Below are 16321 nucleotides of genomic sequence, written 5' to 3'. Positions count from 1 at the left end.
CACCGAGCCCGACCTGATCCGCAATCGCCGCTGAAGCTGAGCACGCGGAAGCTAAGCAATCGGCATCCGCTCATTGATCAAGCGTGACAGCAGCGCTGCCAAACGATTTCGCTCGCGAACCGAGCTACCATTGGTCTGCGGGCCAGGTACTTATGTCGGTATGGAAGTGCCTTTCAGACGCAGCCGGTGAGGACGAAATCACGCGCAACGAGACGCCGGACCATTCGCGCACACAACTTTGCCGGCGCCGCGCCGAGCCATTTGCAGCACAAACAAGATTATCCACGCGATAAGCACATACATTGATACCATCGGCGCAGGTCTTTTTCGCTTATCCCAAAGGCAGTCTCGACGAATTCAGCAGCTATGGCAGGGACATGCCGCACATGCCGCAGGCGGGCTGTGCGTTTCTAATTATCGCCATGCTCACCTATTTTTTTCGCCATACTCGCTCATTAACCATCCGGCCAGCAGTTGGGGGGACACGACAACATCCAACTCGCTGCTTTGAAGTCTGTTCGCCGCGCCAGCCGCGAATGTGAAGTATGTCGCGCGCCGCGCCTTGCGACACGCGGGCAGTGGAATGCCCTCGTCAACTCAACATCCTAACGCGATGGAGATCTGAAATTGGATACAACCGGCACGATTACAAAATTTGCGCCCGCACCGAAAACCTACATTGATATCGGTGGCGCCGCATTCGAAGTTGAGACGGCGGGCCGGAGCTATAGCCTGACCAACCCCGATCCGCAGACTTTGCAATTCGAGATCCAGCCGGGCGATCACGCCTGGTTCGATCCCTCGAGTAAGGATCGCGCCGAAGTTGACGGTTCCGCGGGCGGCTACATTCAGCCGGGGACTCCGGTTGCCATCGACTATCAGTTTATGGTGCAGCCGAACGGGCCCAACAACACGTTCACGAACACGGCGTCATGGTTTGTCACCGGAGAAATGCACAACGAAGACGAAGTGAGTGGTGTCGCGACCTCGCCCCCGTTTGCGATTCAACTTGCTGGCAATCATCTGCAAGTTGTTGCTCGCTACTCCTCCCCCGGTCAGAATCCCGGCAGTCCAACTATGCTGACGCTCTGGACCGACCCCAATCCCATTACACCTGGCCAGTATAATAATATTCAAATACAGGCCAATGTATCCAACACCGGCGGCGGTTATCTGCACGTCTCGGTCAACGGCACCCAGGTCGTGAATTATTCGGGTCCGCTGGGCTATGGAGCCCCCACCTATTGGGAGGAAGGACTCTATCGGAACGCGGGTCCAACCGAGACGGTTACCGCCGATTTCCGCAATACGACGATGGTCACTGGGGCGCAGGCCGCCAGTTGGACGGGTGTGGGCGGCAGCTCCTCGTCCGGCACGACAACGGGCAGCAGCACCGGTTCCACCTCCGGCGGGTCAACCTCGTCTGGCAGCAGCACCGGTTCCACGTCCACCGGCTCCGGCTCGACTGGCAGCAGCACCGGTTCGTCCACCGGCTCCAGCTCGACTGGCAGCAGCACCGGTTCCTCGTCCACCGGCTCCGGCTCGACTGGCAGCAGCACCGGTTCCTCGTCCACCGGCTCCAGCTCGACTGGCAGCAGCACCGGTTCCACCTCCACCGGCTCCGGCTCGACTGGCAGCAGCACCGGTTCGTCCACCGGCTCCAGCTCGACTGGCAGCAGCGGCGGCACAACCGTGACCGATCCGACCGGCGGCACTTCATCCGGTAGCAGCAGCGGATCAGGAAGCACGACCACCCCGAAAGCGCCCACCCTCACCGTGGCCGACCATTCGCTGTCGGTAAGCCCCGGCGGCCAGGTATCCCTGGGCCTCGGCGTGAGCGTGCCCCACGTGGGCGACAACGTGACGGTCACCATCTCCGGACTGCCGAAATACGAGACCATCACCGACAAGCTGGACGGCAAGACCTTCAGCGGAAGTTCGGTCACGCTGACCGCGGCCGAGGTCAACAGCGGTCTCTCGCTGAGCTCCTCCTTCCCCGGGCGGGGTCATCCGACCGCGACGCTGACGGTGACCGCGCACGATGCCACTGGCACCCCGGTCACGAGCGCGGCCCAGACCATCACGGTGGTTGATCCTCCGGCAACCACGACGAGCTCCGGCACGTCAACGAGTTCGTCGGGCAGCGGCACGTCGTCAGGCTCTTCGGATCACCATTGGTGGCGTGATCATCATCACGCAGCTACTACCTCAACCGGCAGCTCTGTAACATCGCCGGCGACGTCAGCTGCAACGAACTCCGGAACGTCCACGACGACGTCGAGCACTTCGTCGAACCAATCGACGGCGGGCCGCATCAGCATCGCTCAGTGGTTCCAGGATCATTCCGGTTTCGCCCCTGCGGCGACGACGCTCAGCGAAGCTGGAGCATCGAGGTCCAGTGCGGTGCCCAGCCTCACCAGCACGACGACCAGTTCGACCTCAAGCGCCGGCGCGAGAGCATACGCCCTCCTCAATCAGATGATGGCAAACGACTTCAGCGGCGAGTCGCATTTCGGACAAGCGACGACGCCATTGGCCGCGTCATCCCAGCAGCAGGGGACTCTCCTCACCAGGTCTCTGCACTAACCCAGCCAACCAGGGACCCGCGGCGTCGGACCGCCCCATCGGGGCGGTCACGATGTCGCGGGGCCGGAGCTTCAGGACATGACCACGACGACGACGACAAAGCCGAAGCGGCCGCAGGCTGCGCAGAGCGACAACACATTCGAGCAGGGCGTCACCGCACTGACGATTCTGTCGCGCCTCCACGGGCGCAGTGTCGGGCCCGATGAAGTCCGTCAGCACTGCAAGGGGAACGTATTCGACGTTACCCAGATGCTGAGTTGCGGCCGCGCGCTTGGGATCAAGTTGCGGGCACACAATAGCGACTGGGCGGGCCTCGCACGCCTTTCTTTGCCGGCTATCGCCGTGCTTCGAAGCGGTGGCTTCCTGCTTCTCGGCCAGATCGTCCAAGATCGTGTCGTAACGGCCGACCTCACGTCGCGACGGCCGCGATACATGTCGCAGGAGGAATTGGAGCGTCTTTGGGACGGCCGTGTCGTCGCCCTCGCCGTCCGGAGGAGCTGGAAGGACACCAAGCTCGGACGCGTCCGTCTACCCAATCTTCTTGGCTATCTGCCGCGCCTCGACGTCGGTGCTGCCGGCCGCCTGACCATCGCCGCTGTCGGACGCGCTCGCACCATCGCCGAGAGGCTGTGGCAATGGTTGCGGTCCACATCGGAGGACCCCACGCTTCATCAGTTCGTGCCAAATGATGAAGCCGCCGCTCAAGACCCGGCTGCGACCGAATCAGCGTTGCTGTCACTGACGATCCTGTTGCGCTGCCACGGTATCGGCGCCGAGCCGGAGCAGATCCGTCACAGCATCGGATCGCCGCGCATCGGCGTCGCCGAAATGCTCCGCTGCGCCAAGGAAATGGACCTCAAGGCACGCGTCCTCTCGACGAACTGGGACCGACTGGAGAAAACGCCGCTGCCGGGCATCGCCATACTCCGCGACGGCAGCTTCCTCATCCTCGGCAGGGCCGCCTCCGACAAGGTGCTGGTGCAGCGCCCAACGGAGCAGCGGCCCGAGACGATGACGCGGGACGAGTTCGAGGCCATCTGGAGCGGCGGACTGATCCTGATGGCGCGCCGCGCGGGCCTGACGGATCTTTCGCGGCGCTTCGATATCACCTGGTTCTTGGGCGCGATCGGCAAGTACCGGCGCATGCTCGCCGAAGTGCTGACGGCCTCACTCTTCCTCCAGCTTTTCGCGCTGATCTCCCCGCTATTCTTCCAGGTCATCATCGACAAGGTGCTGGTGCATCGCAGCCTGAGCACGCTCGATGTTCTCGTCTTTGGCCTTGTCGCAATGGGCATCTTCGAGGCGACGCTCGGCGGTCTGCGGACCTATATGTTCGCCCACACCACCAATCGCATCGACGTGGAACTCGGCGCTCGCCTGTTCCGCCACCTGATCTCGCTGCCGATCGGTTATTTCCAGTCACGCCGCGTCGGCGACTCGGTCGCCCGCGTGCGCGAACTCGAAAATATCCGCCAGTTCATCACCGGGTCGGCGCTCACGCTTGTGCTCGACCTGCTGTTCACGTTCGTCTTCCTCGCTGTGATGCTGTACTATTCGCCTGAGCTAACGCTCGTGGCCGTGGCGGCATTCCCGCTTTACATCGGCATCTCGGCCGGGCTGACCCCTCTATTCCGCCGGCGCCTTGACGAGAAATTCCGCCGCGGCGCGGAGAATCAGGCGTTCCTGGTCGAGAGCGTCACCGGGATCGAGACGTTGAAGGCCATGGCGGTTGAGCCGCAAATGCAGCGGAGATGGGAGGAGCAACTCGCCGGCTACGTCGCTTCCAGCTTCCGCGTCGTGAGCCTCAACAACGTGGCGAGCGAGACCGTCCAGCTCATCAATAAGCTTGTCGCCGCGACGACACTCTATCTCGGCGCCAAACTCGTCATTGGCGGCTCACTGAGCGTCGGCGAACTTGTCGCCTTCAACATGCTGTCGAGCCGCGTCAGTGCGCCGGTGCTGAGACTGGCCCAGATCTGGCAGGATTTCCACCAGGCCCGCCTCTCGGTGGAACGACTGGGCGACGTGCTCAACGCCCTGCCGGAGCCGACCCAGAGCCCGAGCCGCGCGCCGCTTCCGCCAATCCGCGGCCGCGTCACCTTCGATCACGTCACCTTCCGCTACCGACCGGACGGTCCTGAGACACTGCACGACCTGAGCTTCGATGTCGAACCCGGTCAGGTGGTCGGCATCGTCGGCTCGTCCGGCTCTGGCAAGAGCACGCTCACCAAGCTGGTCCAGCGGCTTTATGTTCCGGAGCGCGGACGCGTGCTCGTCGACGGCATTGACCTGACGATGGTCGATCCCGCCTGGCTGCGGCGACAGATCGGCGTTGTGCTGCAGGAAAACGTACTATTCAACACGACGATCCGCGAAAACATCGCGCTGTCCGATCCGATGATGCCGATGGAGCGCGTTTTCGTTGCTGCCCAGCTCGCCGGAGCACACGACTTCATCCTCGCTCTGCCCGAAGGCTACGACACCGTTGTCGGCGAGCGCGGATCGACCCTCTCTGGCGGACAACGCCAACGCATCGCAGTGGCACGTGCTCTCATCGCGGACCCCCGCATTCTGATCTTCGACGAAGCGACGAGCGCGCTCGACTACGAAAGCGAGCGAGCCATTCAGCAGAACATGAGGCAGATCGCTGCGGGGCGGACTGTGTTCATCATTGCTCATCGCCTCTCGACGGTACGAACCGCCGACCGCATCATTACCCTTGAAGCCGGTCGCGTCGTCGAGGACGGTACTCACGACCAGCTCATCCACTCGAACGGCCGTTACGCGAAACTCCACTTCCTGCAGGCAGGCATTCATGGCGTCCGCTAACAATTCCGTCGTTTCCTTTCCCAAACGCCCGCTTCGCCGCCAGAACTACGAGCTCGCCTTCCTGCCGGCAGCGCTGGAGATTGCCGAGACGCCACCATCTCCGGTCGGGCGTGCCGTCGGCGCGGTGATTATCGCCATCTTCTGCGTGGCGCTGGCATGGGCCACCTTCGGCAAGGTCGACATCGTCGCCACGGCCACGGGAAAGATCATCCCCAGCGGCAGGACCAAGCTGATCCAGCCGCTCGAGACCGGCGTCGTGCGCGCCATCCGCGTTCACGAGGGCCAACAGGTCCACGCCGGCGAAAGCCTGATCGAGCTTGATCCGACCATGACTGCGGCCGAACAGGGTCACGTCAAGGCCGATCTCATCGCCGCCCGGCTCGACGTCGCGCGGCTGCAGGCGATGCTCTCTGACGGCGCTGATCCGCTGGCGAATTTCCATCCACCCGCGGGCGCGACGGCCGCGCAGATCGAAATGCACCGGCAATTCCTGATCAGCCAGACCTCCGAACAACGCGCCAAGCTCGCCGAACTCGGCCGTCAGACGTCCCAGAAGGACGCAGAGCGTCAAACGGTCGAGGCCAGTATTGCCAAGCTCGAGGCCACCATCCCGCCGTTGCAGGAGCGAGTCGACACTCGCAAATACCTGTCCGACAAGGGCCTCGGGTCGAAGATGACCTATCTGAGCGATTACCAAGATCTGGTGAGCCAGCAGCAGGATCTCCTCATTCAGCGGAGCAGGTTGAAGGAGGCCGAGGCGGGGCTTGCTGCGCTTAAGGAGACACGCGACAGGACCGCGGCAGAGTTCCGGCGCACCCTTTATGACGAACTCGCTAAGGCCGAGCAGAAGGCCGCCGGCGGCGCCCAGGACGAGATCAAGGCGGATCGGCGGACCAAGCTCCATGATCTGGTCGCCCCGGTCGACGGCCTCGTCCAGCAGCTTGCCGTGCATACAATAGGAGGCGTTGTCACCCCGGCCCAGGTGCTCGCCGTCGTGGTCCCGCAGGATAGCCATCTCGAGATCGAGGCGACCCTGGCCAACGACGACGTCGGCTTCGTGCACACCGGACAAGACGTCGAGATCAAGGTCCACACCTTCAACTACACCCGCTATGGCGTGCTCCATGGCCGGGTCCTGAGCGTCTCGCCCGATACCATCGCGCGCGACGGCCGGGACGTGGCCGAGCCCAGGAATCGTGCTCAGGGCGCAACGGGAAATAGCCAGCAGGGGCAGGACGATCTCGTGTATGCCGCCCGTGTATCGCTCGACGAGAATCAGTTGAAGGCCGGAGATCGGACCGTCGACCTCGGCCCGGGCATGGCAGTCACGGTGGAAATGAAAACCGGCTCACGCCGGATCATTAACTATCTGCTCTCGCCGCTCGCCAAATACGAACATGAGGCCCTGCGAGAACGGTAGGAATCGCTTTGTTGGCGCTGCGCGCGAATTGCCACGCGCAGCAAGAGTCTCGGCGCAAGCGAGCGTCCCGGTTGTCCTTCACTAAGCCGCCGGCGGTTTGATCAGCCCGCCGGGCAAGCCGGACGTGACCAGAGCGCGAAAGCCCGGCTGTTTCCCTGCCGAGCGAAGCGCGCTAAGTACGGCAGCGAGAGGTCAGGAAGGTAGGTTGACCATTGCGGGCTAGCGACTGCAGCAAACTTTGGGTAACCCGACAGCTGCAGCCGGGAAAACGCTTTACTGCTCCGACTTTTTATTTTGCCTTTGACGTGACCGCCCGCGAGGTGCCAGTCTAGAGTGCCTCTGGGGGGCCGGGGCGCCGAAGATGCGACCTAAGTCTGCAGAATGGTGGATGGGCACGGCGCTTGGCGCCAATCTGCTTTTGGCGGCCATCATACTTGCGATTAACGGCGCTAGCGCTCATGGTACTTCACTAGCGCTCGATACCACGGGGCGCGTGGCTTTTCTTTGGTTCTGGGCGGCATATGCCGGAGGGGCGTTGGCGAGCCTGTTTGGCGCGGCGTTTCTACCGCTGAAGAAACTCGGCCGGGAGCTTGGCCTCGCTTTCGCAGCGGCGTTCCTGGTTCATCTTACTCTGGTCAGCTGGCTCTGCTGGATCGGCTCTGCGCCGCCAATCGGCATATTCCTCTTTTTTGGACCGGTTGCGGCCCTGATCTTCATTCTCGCATTATTATCCTTTGGAAACCTACACAGGATGCTTGGTCCGAAGCTGTGGTGGCAGTTACGGACGGTCGGCATGAATATCATACTCGTCGCGTTTCTGAAGGATTTCATGCAAGATCCGTTGCATGGTGGGGTCCGACATATCGTTGAATATCTGCCCTTCACCGCAATGGCCATCGCGGCTTTTTTGCTGAGGCTCGCTGCATGGGGCTTGCGTCTGCGAGAAACAAGATTCAACTTGCATTGAGCGCGTGGGGCAGATCATGTCCTCATGTCTTTTCCCATCTTGCTATACATCTGCGCGATAGCCGACGCGAGAAGGCGCTATTTACAGTAGGTTGAAGGGGAGCAACGGGTGTTCGCTCGCTCCCAACCTTGCGCAACAGTGTCCGCAGTTGGGCGAAAATGTTTCGAGCGTGTCTATGGTATGGTTCAGTGCAGTAGAACAGAATGCAAGGCAACGTTTCGCGGGGTAGCCTCGTCGCGGTCCGCTTCCGCCTCTGTGACAGCTTCCGCGCGTTACCTGCGCTCACGACGACCTAGTAGCGACTAGTGAATACCAGCTCCCGCGATAGACCGAAATTGATGAAAAGCCCAGCCAGAGAGCCCAATGCTACGGCAGATACCGGCCAGCGGCCACACACTGAGCACCATGTAATAGCGGCGGAATAGGCAGCCAAGTAGGCGATGAACCCCGCGCTGTTTGCGCACGCAAATTTAACCCATTCAGTAACTGCTCCTCGTTTCTGCGCCCTTCGGAAGGTCCAGTTTCGATTTAGATACCAAGTGACGGTCACCGCAACCAGCCAGCCAATTGCCCCCGTCGTGTAGAGGTCGACGACGTGCGACGCTGCAGTCACAGCAACAGCATTGGCCAAGAAGCCAACTGCCCCAACAACAGCGAAACGCAAAAATTCAGGAACCATTGCAAGCTCAGCGCGCCCCTCGGTTCATCGCTTCTTCCGAACCGGAACAAAGCTAAGGTAGGCAAGCCTTTTTGCCTCCTGCCGCGCCGTTGTTACGACATCCAGGATTAGCCCCGCAAACCAACTCAGAAGTCCTACAGTTACCATTCCAACCACGAGCACCGCGGTCGGAATACGCGGCACTAAGCCCGTTTCGATGTACGTCTCGACCAGAGGAATCGACAGTAACGCCGCAACAATGATCAAGCCAAATCCAGCAGCGCCGAAAAACTGAAGAGGATGCTCGCTTTTCACCAAGGAGGCGATCAACATTAAAATTCGAAATCCATCTCGGTAGGTACTTAGTTTGCTTGTAGACCCCGCGGGTCGCTCCCTGTAGGGCGCTACGTCTTCCGCGCACGGCATACGGAGCTCAAGAGCATGGACCGTCAGCTCAGTTTCGATCTCGAATCCTCGCGACATCGCTGGAAAGGATTTCACAAAGCGCCGCGAGAACACTTTGTAGCCGGATAGCATGTCTCGAAACTGACGACCAAAGATGCTCTCGACAAGACCACTCAGTATTCTGTTGCCGAGCCGGTGCCCTCGCCGGTAAGCCTCAACGTGCTCAGATAGCCGCTCGACATTCAGGAAATCCAGCTCTTCATCAATGAGGCGCTTGACCAGTCTCGGCGCGGCTTCCGCATCATACGTTGCATCTCCATCGACCAGCACGTAGACATCAGCATCTACGTCTGCGAACATACGCCGGACGACGTTACCTTTACCCTGGCGGCTCTCGTGCTTAACTACCGCCCCAGCCGCTGCTGCAACTTCTCTCGTATTATCGACTGAGTTGTTGTCGTATACATAGATTGTAGCGCCTGGAATCGCATTTCGAAACATTTCCACTGTCGCGCCAACGGCTACTTCTTCGTTGTAGCACGGGATGAGGACAGCCAACCGAATTTCATCAAGACTTTGCGAACGGTCTATGTTCAGGACTGGTCGAGCGATATCCGGGCGCTCGCCTCGCAGACTTTCGCCCCGCAGACCGGGATTACCTTGTCGAAGCAGGAGGGGTTGAAGGATATCGTTGCTCATCAGCAGACACTCGGTTGCGTTTGCATCGCAATCGCCAAACTTTAGCGCAATGGACATGCAATGACCCGGTTCCAGACGGAGTAATCCCTCGGGACCATTGCGATTCGAAGCTCTTTTAGTCACCTGTCCGCATTTGTCGGGCTGGCATTGGGCAGAAGCCACAATGGGTGCCGAATGGCGAGCGGAGACAGATCGCTCCGCCTGTCACAGCAACGCTCATCCGAACAGGCCGCGCGGCCAGCCGCTCAGCGTAAGCCGTCAAGCCATGGCAACGCGGCCCTCGTCCTCTTGCTAAGGGTAACCCGGCGGCGCGATCGGCAATGCCTGCGCTTTGTCATCAAACAGCCATGCCTAGCGTACGGCAGGCTGCGCCTGTCCATCCCTTTTCTCTCCGCACGCGACGTGACCATGGCACGCCATCGTCGCTGAAGACTACTATATTGTCCGCGCCTCGGTGATGGAGAGGGCGCGCTCGAGGGAGGTAATCCTTCGGGGTGGTTGCACTCAGCCCCCTGGCAAGAGTGTGCTGGAAGGCGTCATTTTCGTCTGCCAACCAGCGGACGACGCATCTCAGTCAAAGCCGACCAATTGGATCGGACGACGTCGACACTGGTTGGCCGAACTCGGAACCTGTTCTGCATGATTTTATTGACCGGAGGCGCAGGCTACATCGGGTCCCATGTCAGCATGGCATTGTTGGACGCCGGCATGGATGTCATCGTAGTCGACAATCTCTCCAACAGCAACAAAGCGTCGCTCGAGCGGGTGCAATCCCTGTGCGGACGCTCACTCCTCTTTCGGCAGGCCGACATTCGAAATCAAGAGGCAATCTACGAGATAATCCGTGATTGCGGAGTGACTGCCGTTATCCACCTTGCGGGACTGAAGGCCGTGGGTGATTCGAACGCTCGGCCCATGACCTATTACGAGACCAACGTTGCGGGGACGATGCGGCTTATCTCGGCCATGAAGCAGGCGAAGGTAAAGACGCTCGTCTTCAGTTCGTCCGCAACCGTCTACGGAGTGCCGACCTATCTGCCGCTCGACGAGAAGCATCCACTCGGACCGACGAACCCGTATGGCCGAACAAAGTTCTTCATCGAAGAAATGCTGAAGGATCTTTATGCATCCGACAATGAGTGGCGGATCGGTATTCTACGGTACTTCAATCCGGTCGGCGCGCATGAGAGCGGCCTCATTGGAGAAGACCCGCTCGGGGTTCCGAACAACTTGTTGCCCTTTGTAGCGCAGGTCGCGATTGGAAGACAACAGAAGCTGAAAGTCTGGGGAAACAACTATGACACTCCGGATGGCACCGGAATTCGCGACTTCATTCATGTCGTCGATCTTGCTTCAGGTCATCTAAGCGTCTTGAACCATCTGAAACATCCCGGCCTGCTAACGCTCAATCTTGGAACGGGCACCGGCAGCAGCGTTCTCGAAGTCATTCGGGCGTTCGAGGCCGTGAGTGGCCGGCCTGTTCCGTATGAAATCGCCGAGCGCCGGGCCGGTGACGTGGCCATCTGTTATGCCGACCCGACCCTTGCGGGAGAAACCCTGGATTGGCACTCGGCACGTTCGTTGGTACAAATGTGTGCAGACCACTGGCGGTGGCAATTGAAGAACCCTAACGGCTATCGCCGTATCTAGCCTTCGCGCGGCAACGTCATTGTCATCACGGACCAGAGGAGTCAAAGCGAAGTCGCGATCAGGCCTTACAGGAGCATCTTGCTGCCAGACATGCCGGCCTTCGTTGCACCGATCGTATTTGCCGTTCCGCTACAGTTAATTGCCGATCACATGGTTTTGCTCAGACGTACCGACGTGGATCAGACTCGCAATCTCGCCAAATCCGTCACGGTTGAATGATAGAGCCGAGACCGTTTGCGTCCGACATCAGACGAGCATGATCATGCGATTGTGGATTGCGATTGGCAACGCCGACATGCGGGCGGCGTCAAGTAGATGTGCTGCCAAACCGCAGGAAAGCTGTAATGACGTACCCCGGCGGAAGTGGCAACCGTCTTCTCGCAAGGCTGCCTGCTGCAGACTTCGATCTGCTAATGCCCGAGTTCGAAAACGTCGCGCTCAACCAGGACACGGTCCTTCTCCGGGCAGGCGACCCCACTGAGCATGTCTTTTTTCCTCATAGCGGCGCCATCTCCCTCATGGTGGAGATGGCTAACGGACAGACGGTTGCAACGGCTCTCGTCGGGCGCGAAGGTGCTATCGGCAGCCTTTCTGTGTTGGGCCCCTCCCCCTCCGCCATCACCGCCGTCGTTCGCATAACAGGAACCGCATCACGGATTTCTGCGTCGCGATTTTATGCTGCCTTCAACAAGAGCTCCGCAATCCGCGTTGCACTGCAGAACCACATCAGGGCGACGCTGATCCAGCTTCAGCTCGGCACCGCGTGCAACGCACTGCATCCAGTCAAGGCGCGGATGGGGCGCTGGATGCTCCACTTGCTCGACCACATTGATGACGATGTGCTCCCGCTCACGCAAGAAACTCTGGCGCATATCCTGGGCGTGCGGCGGCCGACCGTGACACTCCTGATGCGAAGTCTGCGCGCGTCTGGAGCTATCAAATCGGACAAGCGGGGACAGATCGTGATCGATCGCGCCCGTCTTTCCATCATGGCGTGCGAATGTCACGCGACCATGCGCCGCCAACTCGAAGAGGTCTTCAGATGAGAGCGCATTAGAGCAATGGCGCCCCCAATTCGGAGCAGTGATGCAGCCCGTTAGCGCGCCCCGCTGTTTCCCTCCACAGCTCCCCGATGGCTCTTCGTCGGAGGTCAAGGTCCCGTACAGATTCAGGATGCGCGAAGAATCACACCTGTGCGGGCGCGGAGGAACGCCGCGCCAAGCGCAAGCGCCGCGGCAATGTCCCGCGCGGTTCATCGACCCAGGCCTCCCGCGCGAACCAGGCGTGTTCGGTTTGGCAGATCGGGCAAAGCGTACGCGCGAAAAACACGGTGCAGCGCTGAAAGCTCTCGCGATCGGTCTCGATACCGGTCGGGATGGCACGCCCTGTTTCCGGGCATTTGACCATGACCATTCCCATGCAACTCTCCCACGGATTGATTTGTCGTTGTTATGGTTCGGCCAAGTAGACTGGCTGATTGGATGACGCCCTTTGTCGGTGCTACGATTTGGGGGGCATTGCGCGCCTGTCCGGAATGAGAGAGCATGGGCAGATGCTCACCGGGCGGGCGTTTTTCCAACCGGCCGGATCCCTCTTGGAGGAATTCGGAATGAATCGGATACCGCGATTCAGCTCGCTCCGATCAGAGCCTTGGCCGCCCGCTTCCTGACCGGCTTGCCCACTTCGTGCGCCCGGACAACGCCCCGCTTCGCAAAACTGCCGAACTCGATGTTCGGGAAACCGAACCGCGGCATTCTGAAAACATGCGCTCCGTTCGGCCCGGCCTTCAGTTTACTTTCGCTCACGCCATAACTCCCCTACCAAAATGAACTTTCAAAAAAGCGCGCATCGAGCCCGCGCTGCCGCGGAGTCCGCACGGTTACCCCGCGTCCTTGTCCAATCCTTTTTTTGATGAACTTCCAATCTGCCCGAGCGTGACTATGCCGACGACCGCATGCAATGTCTGTTCGCTTTCTGACTCCCACTCAAAAATTTTTTTAGAATGTCAATATATACTGTCGCCTATCAGCTACGTTACCACAGAAAACTGGCACTTGTTGTTACCACAGAGAAATGACATCTCATTAGGGCATGATCTGCGCCTCTAGTTTGTTTCTGGTTGCGGCGCTCTGGCTGCGATGAGCTGCTCCTGATCTCAGTTTCTGGGGCGAGACAAATGCTCCCTGCCCGACATCTTAAGGCACGGCCTTCGCGACCAGCGAAGTCGGGACAATGCTCCAATCGCTTATGCGGCATTTCGTCCCTGGCAGCCAACCGCATTGCCTGCGGGTTGACGACAGAGAACACAACCCGCACGCCTCGACGATACCCACCCTGGCGCGATAGCTTGGCGACGAAGCAGTTCCGGGACGCAGCCCAACGCGGGCAACCGTTCGGACCTGCTGCTCCCATCTGGATATGCCGGCGTCATCGGCCGGGTGAACAGGCTTCGCGATGCTATTCCTCGGAAGGCTAAGGACGCGGTACAGTCGAAGCATCGGCCTTGATTACGATAGCCGCGACGGGAATCTCGTCTGCACAATATCGGCTTGAATACGTCTTTTTGCACACTCGTTTTCCTGGCAGGCTCTTGGAGAAATTTGAATTCTTCCGGTCCCGATCCGATGGACGGCGGCTTGGAACGCAGGTTTTTGTCTGGGTCCTCACGATCGAGCACAGCGGGGCAAACTCGGACGCCGCGACTAATCGAGGCTATGCCAATGCCCCACTATCGTGTCCATATCCTGGATCCACTCGGCGGACTCCTGGGCGCAGTCGACGTTGACTGCGCAGATGATGAAGCCGCCATAGAGCGCACAGAGGAGGTATTGGGAGACCACGGCGGAGAGCTTTGGCGACGTGTGGCTCTGCTCCAGCCGCACAATCTATCTGCTCGGCCAAGTCATGAAGGGCCACCTCGACGCGAACGTGTGCGCATCCGGGATCACAAACAGCGGCTGAAATCACATTGAATGATGGAGCAGATTGATCAATAGCCCGAAGGACCCGCGACCGAACGCGCCCCCTAACCAGTGAGGCTCGCGGAAGTAAGACCCGGTCCCGGTTTCTGAGGTCAGCCGGTCGTGCAATGCCGACCTCATCGATTCATTGCTGAGCTCGCCGATCAAGAATGGCGAAGCGGTCAAACTGATTACGCAGGCGCTAGGATCCGACGACTTCCTGATCGAGCCGGAGATTGTGGGACCCTCGCATATTGCCTATGTTTACGATCCACCGGAATCGCTTCACGTGGTCGATATCGTGATCGAAACGACGCAAGGGAAGCTGGCGAGCAGGGACATTCGCTTGCGGTTGCAGGATCCGAAGGCGGTCTAAGATTTGGTAGCAAATCCGCCGAGCGCCAGAGTTGACGTACATCCCTGACGTTGCTCCACCGCCCTCATCTCCTAGGCAGTCGGGAGCGCGTTTATCGCTTGGGCCACCAGAATGCTAAGGCTTCCGACTCTTCAATCTCTAGCCACGCTTCACCCGCGTTGCCACGACGTCAGGCGGCCCGCGGACCGCGAGATCAGGGCTCAAATGACAATGACACAGCGCAATCGCTGATGCAGCTCTGGCTCCAGAGCAGGTTTTTCGCGGCCGTAGCGAGTGGCGGTTTATCCCGGCGAGACTCGGAGTGAGAGGGGTTTAAGTTTGGTCATATTCGGGCGCATATTCCCAATTTACTCTTTGTAACATTGAGACGCGGCACCGGGTCGGCGATCTGCGAGCGCCGGCTCTCGTTGGGAGCATTTCAATGGCATACAATGAGAGAAACGTAGCGAGCGAAAAAACATTTCACCCCTCCAGATTCCTGGTTCGCCAGGGATATAAGGGTTGGATGGTCTATGATCGGGAGCGTAAGGGGCCAGCCCTGATTGGGACCAACCCCGCGACCGACCTAACAAAGGAAGACGCAGACAAGATCGAGCGCAGGCTAAGGGCCGAATGGGAGCACAACTGAGCGGTCCCGCCGGTATCGGCAGGCTGGCCGATACCTTGATCGATACCGGTACCAATTCAAGCCTATCCGTACAGAATATGGCCTTGAAGTCCTCGATTCGGAGCGCCTTTTCCGTCGCGCTTGCACAATTCAGCGCGGCGACGACAAATTTCCTCGCCAACGCCATGTTTTTGAACCAAGTCGGCGCGATATTTCAGCGCTCTGTGAAGAGTGGCATGCGGTAGAGCAGAGCACCGCTAATCCCTTTTGGGGGACCGGCACGAAGGCCTCATTAGCCCGCCGCTAATGGGGCCTTTTCCGCGCACTTCCAGGACACGCTGCCCCACCAATCATTAGATTAAGTCTGCGCGATTAGCGCCCGTCGGGTGTGCGCATGCCGGCCCAGCTGTCACGTACCTGATGGTAGTGCACGCTTGCGTCATAGGTCGGGGTCTGCAGGCTGAGCACCTGCGGCGACAACCGTCCAACCGATTGCAGCACGCTGTAGGATGCGACCACGCGATCGTGCTGCGCAGTGACAAGCGCAACGCGCGCGTTGACCAGCGCCTGCTGGGCATTGAGCACGTCGAGCGTGGTGCGCTGGCCGGCCTTGGCTTCCTCGCGCACGCCATTCAGCGCGATTTCGGATGCCGTCACCTGGGCCTGCGCGGAGATCACCTGTGCCTTGCCCGCCACCAGCTGGCCCCAGGCGGTCACGGTGCTTGCACGGCTTTGGTCGCGAGTGGTCTCCAGCGTGAGACGCTGCTGTGCCAGATTTTCCTTGGACTGCCGGATCAGAGAATATTCGGCGCCACCCTGATAGATCGGAACGGTGAGCTGCGCCGCCACACCGGCATTAAACGAGCGCTGGGTGATCAAGGTCTGCTCGTAGGCCTCCTGCGCCGTGGCTTGCAGGTTCACCGTCGGCAGCAGCGCCCCTTCATTGACCTTGACCGTGAGGAAGTTCACGTCGATGCCGTACATCGCAGCAGTGACGTTGGGATTTTCGATCAGGCTGATATCGACCGCCTGCTGCAGCGTCCCCGGCAGGAAGCGATCGACCGGCGAGCCGGGCGCGAGATTTCGCGGCTCGCTGCCGATGATACGGCGGTAGTTCGAGCGCGTCGTGTTCAGTTGGGACTCGGCGGTCAGCTCCTGGGTCTT

13 protein-coding genes are annotated in these 16321 nt (G+C 60.0%); 8 read left to right on the top strand and 5 right to left on the bottom strand.

The genetic code is table 11. From position 1 onward, the window contains the following. Positions 1-627 precede the first annotated feature (627 nt). The 4 genes from A3AI_RS46200 (at position 628) to A3AI_RS0113295 (ending at position 7802) form a co-directional block, all read left to right on the top strand. Entirely contained in the window at positions 628-2586 is a 1959-nt protein-coding gene (locus tag A3AI_RS46200; RefSeq protein ID WP_084800910.1) for a heparin lyase I family protein, read from the top strand. A 78-nt stretch (positions 2587-2664) separates the two neighbouring features. Beyond that, entirely contained in the window at positions 2665-5415 is a 2751-nt protein-coding gene (locus A3AI_RS42635; protein ID WP_024516053.1) for a type I secretion system permease/ATPase, read from the top strand. Next, positions 5402-6835, top strand: a complete 1434-nt coding sequence (locus tag A3AI_RS0113300; protein WP_024516052.1) for an HlyD family type I secretion periplasmic adaptor subunit — start codon at positions 5402-5404, stop codon at positions 6833-6835. The genes A3AI_RS42635 and A3AI_RS0113300 overlap by 14 nt, the downstream gene beginning before the upstream one ends. A 388-nt stretch (positions 6836-7223) precedes the next feature. Next, positions 7224-7802, top strand: a complete 579-nt coding sequence (locus A3AI_RS0113295; RefSeq protein ID WP_024516051.1) for a hypothetical protein — start codon at positions 7224-7226, stop codon at positions 7800-7802. 292 nt (positions 7803-8094) lie between these two features. Here the strand turns inward: A3AI_RS0113295 and A3AI_RS50230 are convergent, their stop codons facing one another. Then, the gene (locus tag A3AI_RS50230) at positions 8095-8481 is read right to left on the bottom strand and encodes a GtrA family protein (protein ID WP_084800909.1); all 387 of its coding nucleotides are present in this window, start codon (positions 8479-8481) and stop codon (positions 8095-8097) included. Between the two features lie 24 nt (positions 8482-8505). Then, complete coding sequence (locus tag A3AI_RS0113290; protein WP_084800929.1) at positions 8506-9564, bottom strand: glycosyltransferase family 2 protein; 1059 nt, start codon at positions 9562-9564, stop codon at positions 8506-8508. Positions 9565-10203: 639 nt separating this feature from the next. Here A3AI_RS0113290 and galE point away from each other — a divergent pair. Next, positions 10204-11214 (top strand): UDP-glucose 4-epimerase GalE, encoded by a 1011-nt coding sequence (gene galE, locus A3AI_RS0113285; RefSeq protein WP_024516049.1) that lies wholly within the window; start codon positions 10204-10206, stop codon positions 11212-11214. A gap of 344 nt (positions 11215-11558) precedes the next feature. Continuing rightward, entirely contained in the window at positions 11559-12260 is a 702-nt protein-coding gene (locus A3AI_RS42630) for a Crp/Fnr family transcriptional regulator (RefSeq protein WP_036048227.1), read from the top strand. A gap of 139 nt (positions 12261-12399) precedes the next feature. Here the strand turns inward: A3AI_RS42630 and A3AI_RS0113275 are convergent, their stop codons facing one another. Next, positions 12400-12633, bottom strand: coding sequence for a hypothetical protein (locus A3AI_RS0113275; RefSeq protein WP_024516048.1), 234 nt, complete (start codon positions 12631-12633; stop codon positions 12400-12402). 209 nt (positions 12634-12842) lie between these two features. Then, positions 12843-13019, bottom strand: coding sequence for a hypothetical protein (locus A3AI_RS47495; protein WP_156927765.1), 177 nt, complete (start codon positions 13017-13019; stop codon positions 12843-12845). A gap of 1303 nt (positions 13020-14322) precedes the next feature. Here A3AI_RS47495 and A3AI_RS0113260 point away from each other — a divergent pair. Continuing rightward, on the top strand, positions 14323-14550 hold the full coding sequence (locus tag A3AI_RS0113260; RefSeq protein ID WP_024516046.1) for a hypothetical protein: 228 nt from the start codon (positions 14323-14325) through the stop codon (positions 14548-14550). 612 nt (positions 14551-15162) lie between these two features. Then, positions 15163-15402 (top strand): hypothetical protein, encoded by a 240-nt coding sequence (locus A3AI_RS0113250; protein WP_024516044.1) that lies wholly within the window; start codon positions 15163-15165, stop codon positions 15400-15402. Positions 15403-15529: 127 nt separating this feature from the next. Here the strand turns inward: A3AI_RS0113250 and A3AI_RS0113245 are convergent. Then, a partial coding sequence (locus A3AI_RS0113245) for a TolC family protein (RefSeq protein ID WP_024516043.1) occupies positions 15530-16321 on the bottom strand: 792 nt, incomplete at its 5' end.

The sequence above is a fragment of the Bradyrhizobium sp. Tv2a-2 genome (assembly GCF_000472425.1).
Taxonomy (GTDB): domain Bacteria; phylum Pseudomonadota; class Alphaproteobacteria; order Rhizobiales; family Xanthobacteraceae; genus Bradyrhizobium.
Note: the sequence above shows the minus strand (reverse complement) of the source record. Positions and strands in the feature narration are given on the sequence as shown.

Bases quoted from the DNA above. Each gene is read 5' to 3' on its own strand.
- A3AI_RS42635 (WP_024516053.1), top strand. From the start codon at position 2,665: ATGACCACGACGACGACGACAAAGCCGAAGCGGCCGCAGGCTGCGCAG.
- A3AI_RS0113300 (WP_024516052.1), top strand. From the start codon at position 5,402: ATGGCGTCCGCTAACAATTCCGTCGTTTCCTTTCCCAAACGCCCGCTT.
- A3AI_RS0113295 (WP_024516051.1), top strand. From the start codon at position 7,224: ATGGGCACGGCGCTTGGCGCCAATCTGCTTTTGGCGGCCATCATACTT.
- A3AI_RS50230 (WP_084800909.1), bottom strand. From the start codon at position 8,481: ATGGTTCCTGAATTTTTGCGTTTCGCTGTTGTTGGGGCAGTTGGCTTC.
- A3AI_RS0113290 (WP_084800929.1), bottom strand. From the start codon at position 9,564: ATGAGCAACGATATCCTTCAACCCCTCCTGCTTCGACAAGGTAATCCC.
- galE (WP_024516049.1), top strand. From the start codon at position 10,204: ATGATTTTATTGACCGGAGGCGCAGGCTACATCGGGTCCCATGTCAGC.
- A3AI_RS42630 (WP_036048227.1), top strand. From the start codon at position 11,559: ATGACGTACCCCGGCGGAAGTGGCAACCGTCTTCTCGCAAGGCTGCCT.
- A3AI_RS0113275 (WP_024516048.1), bottom strand. From the start codon at position 12,633: ATGGGAATGGTCATGGTCAAATGCCCGGAAACAGGGCGTGCCATCCCG.
- A3AI_RS0113250 (WP_024516044.1), top strand. From the start codon at position 15,163: ATGGGAGCACAACTGAGCGGTCCCGCCGGTATCGGCAGGCTGGCCGAT.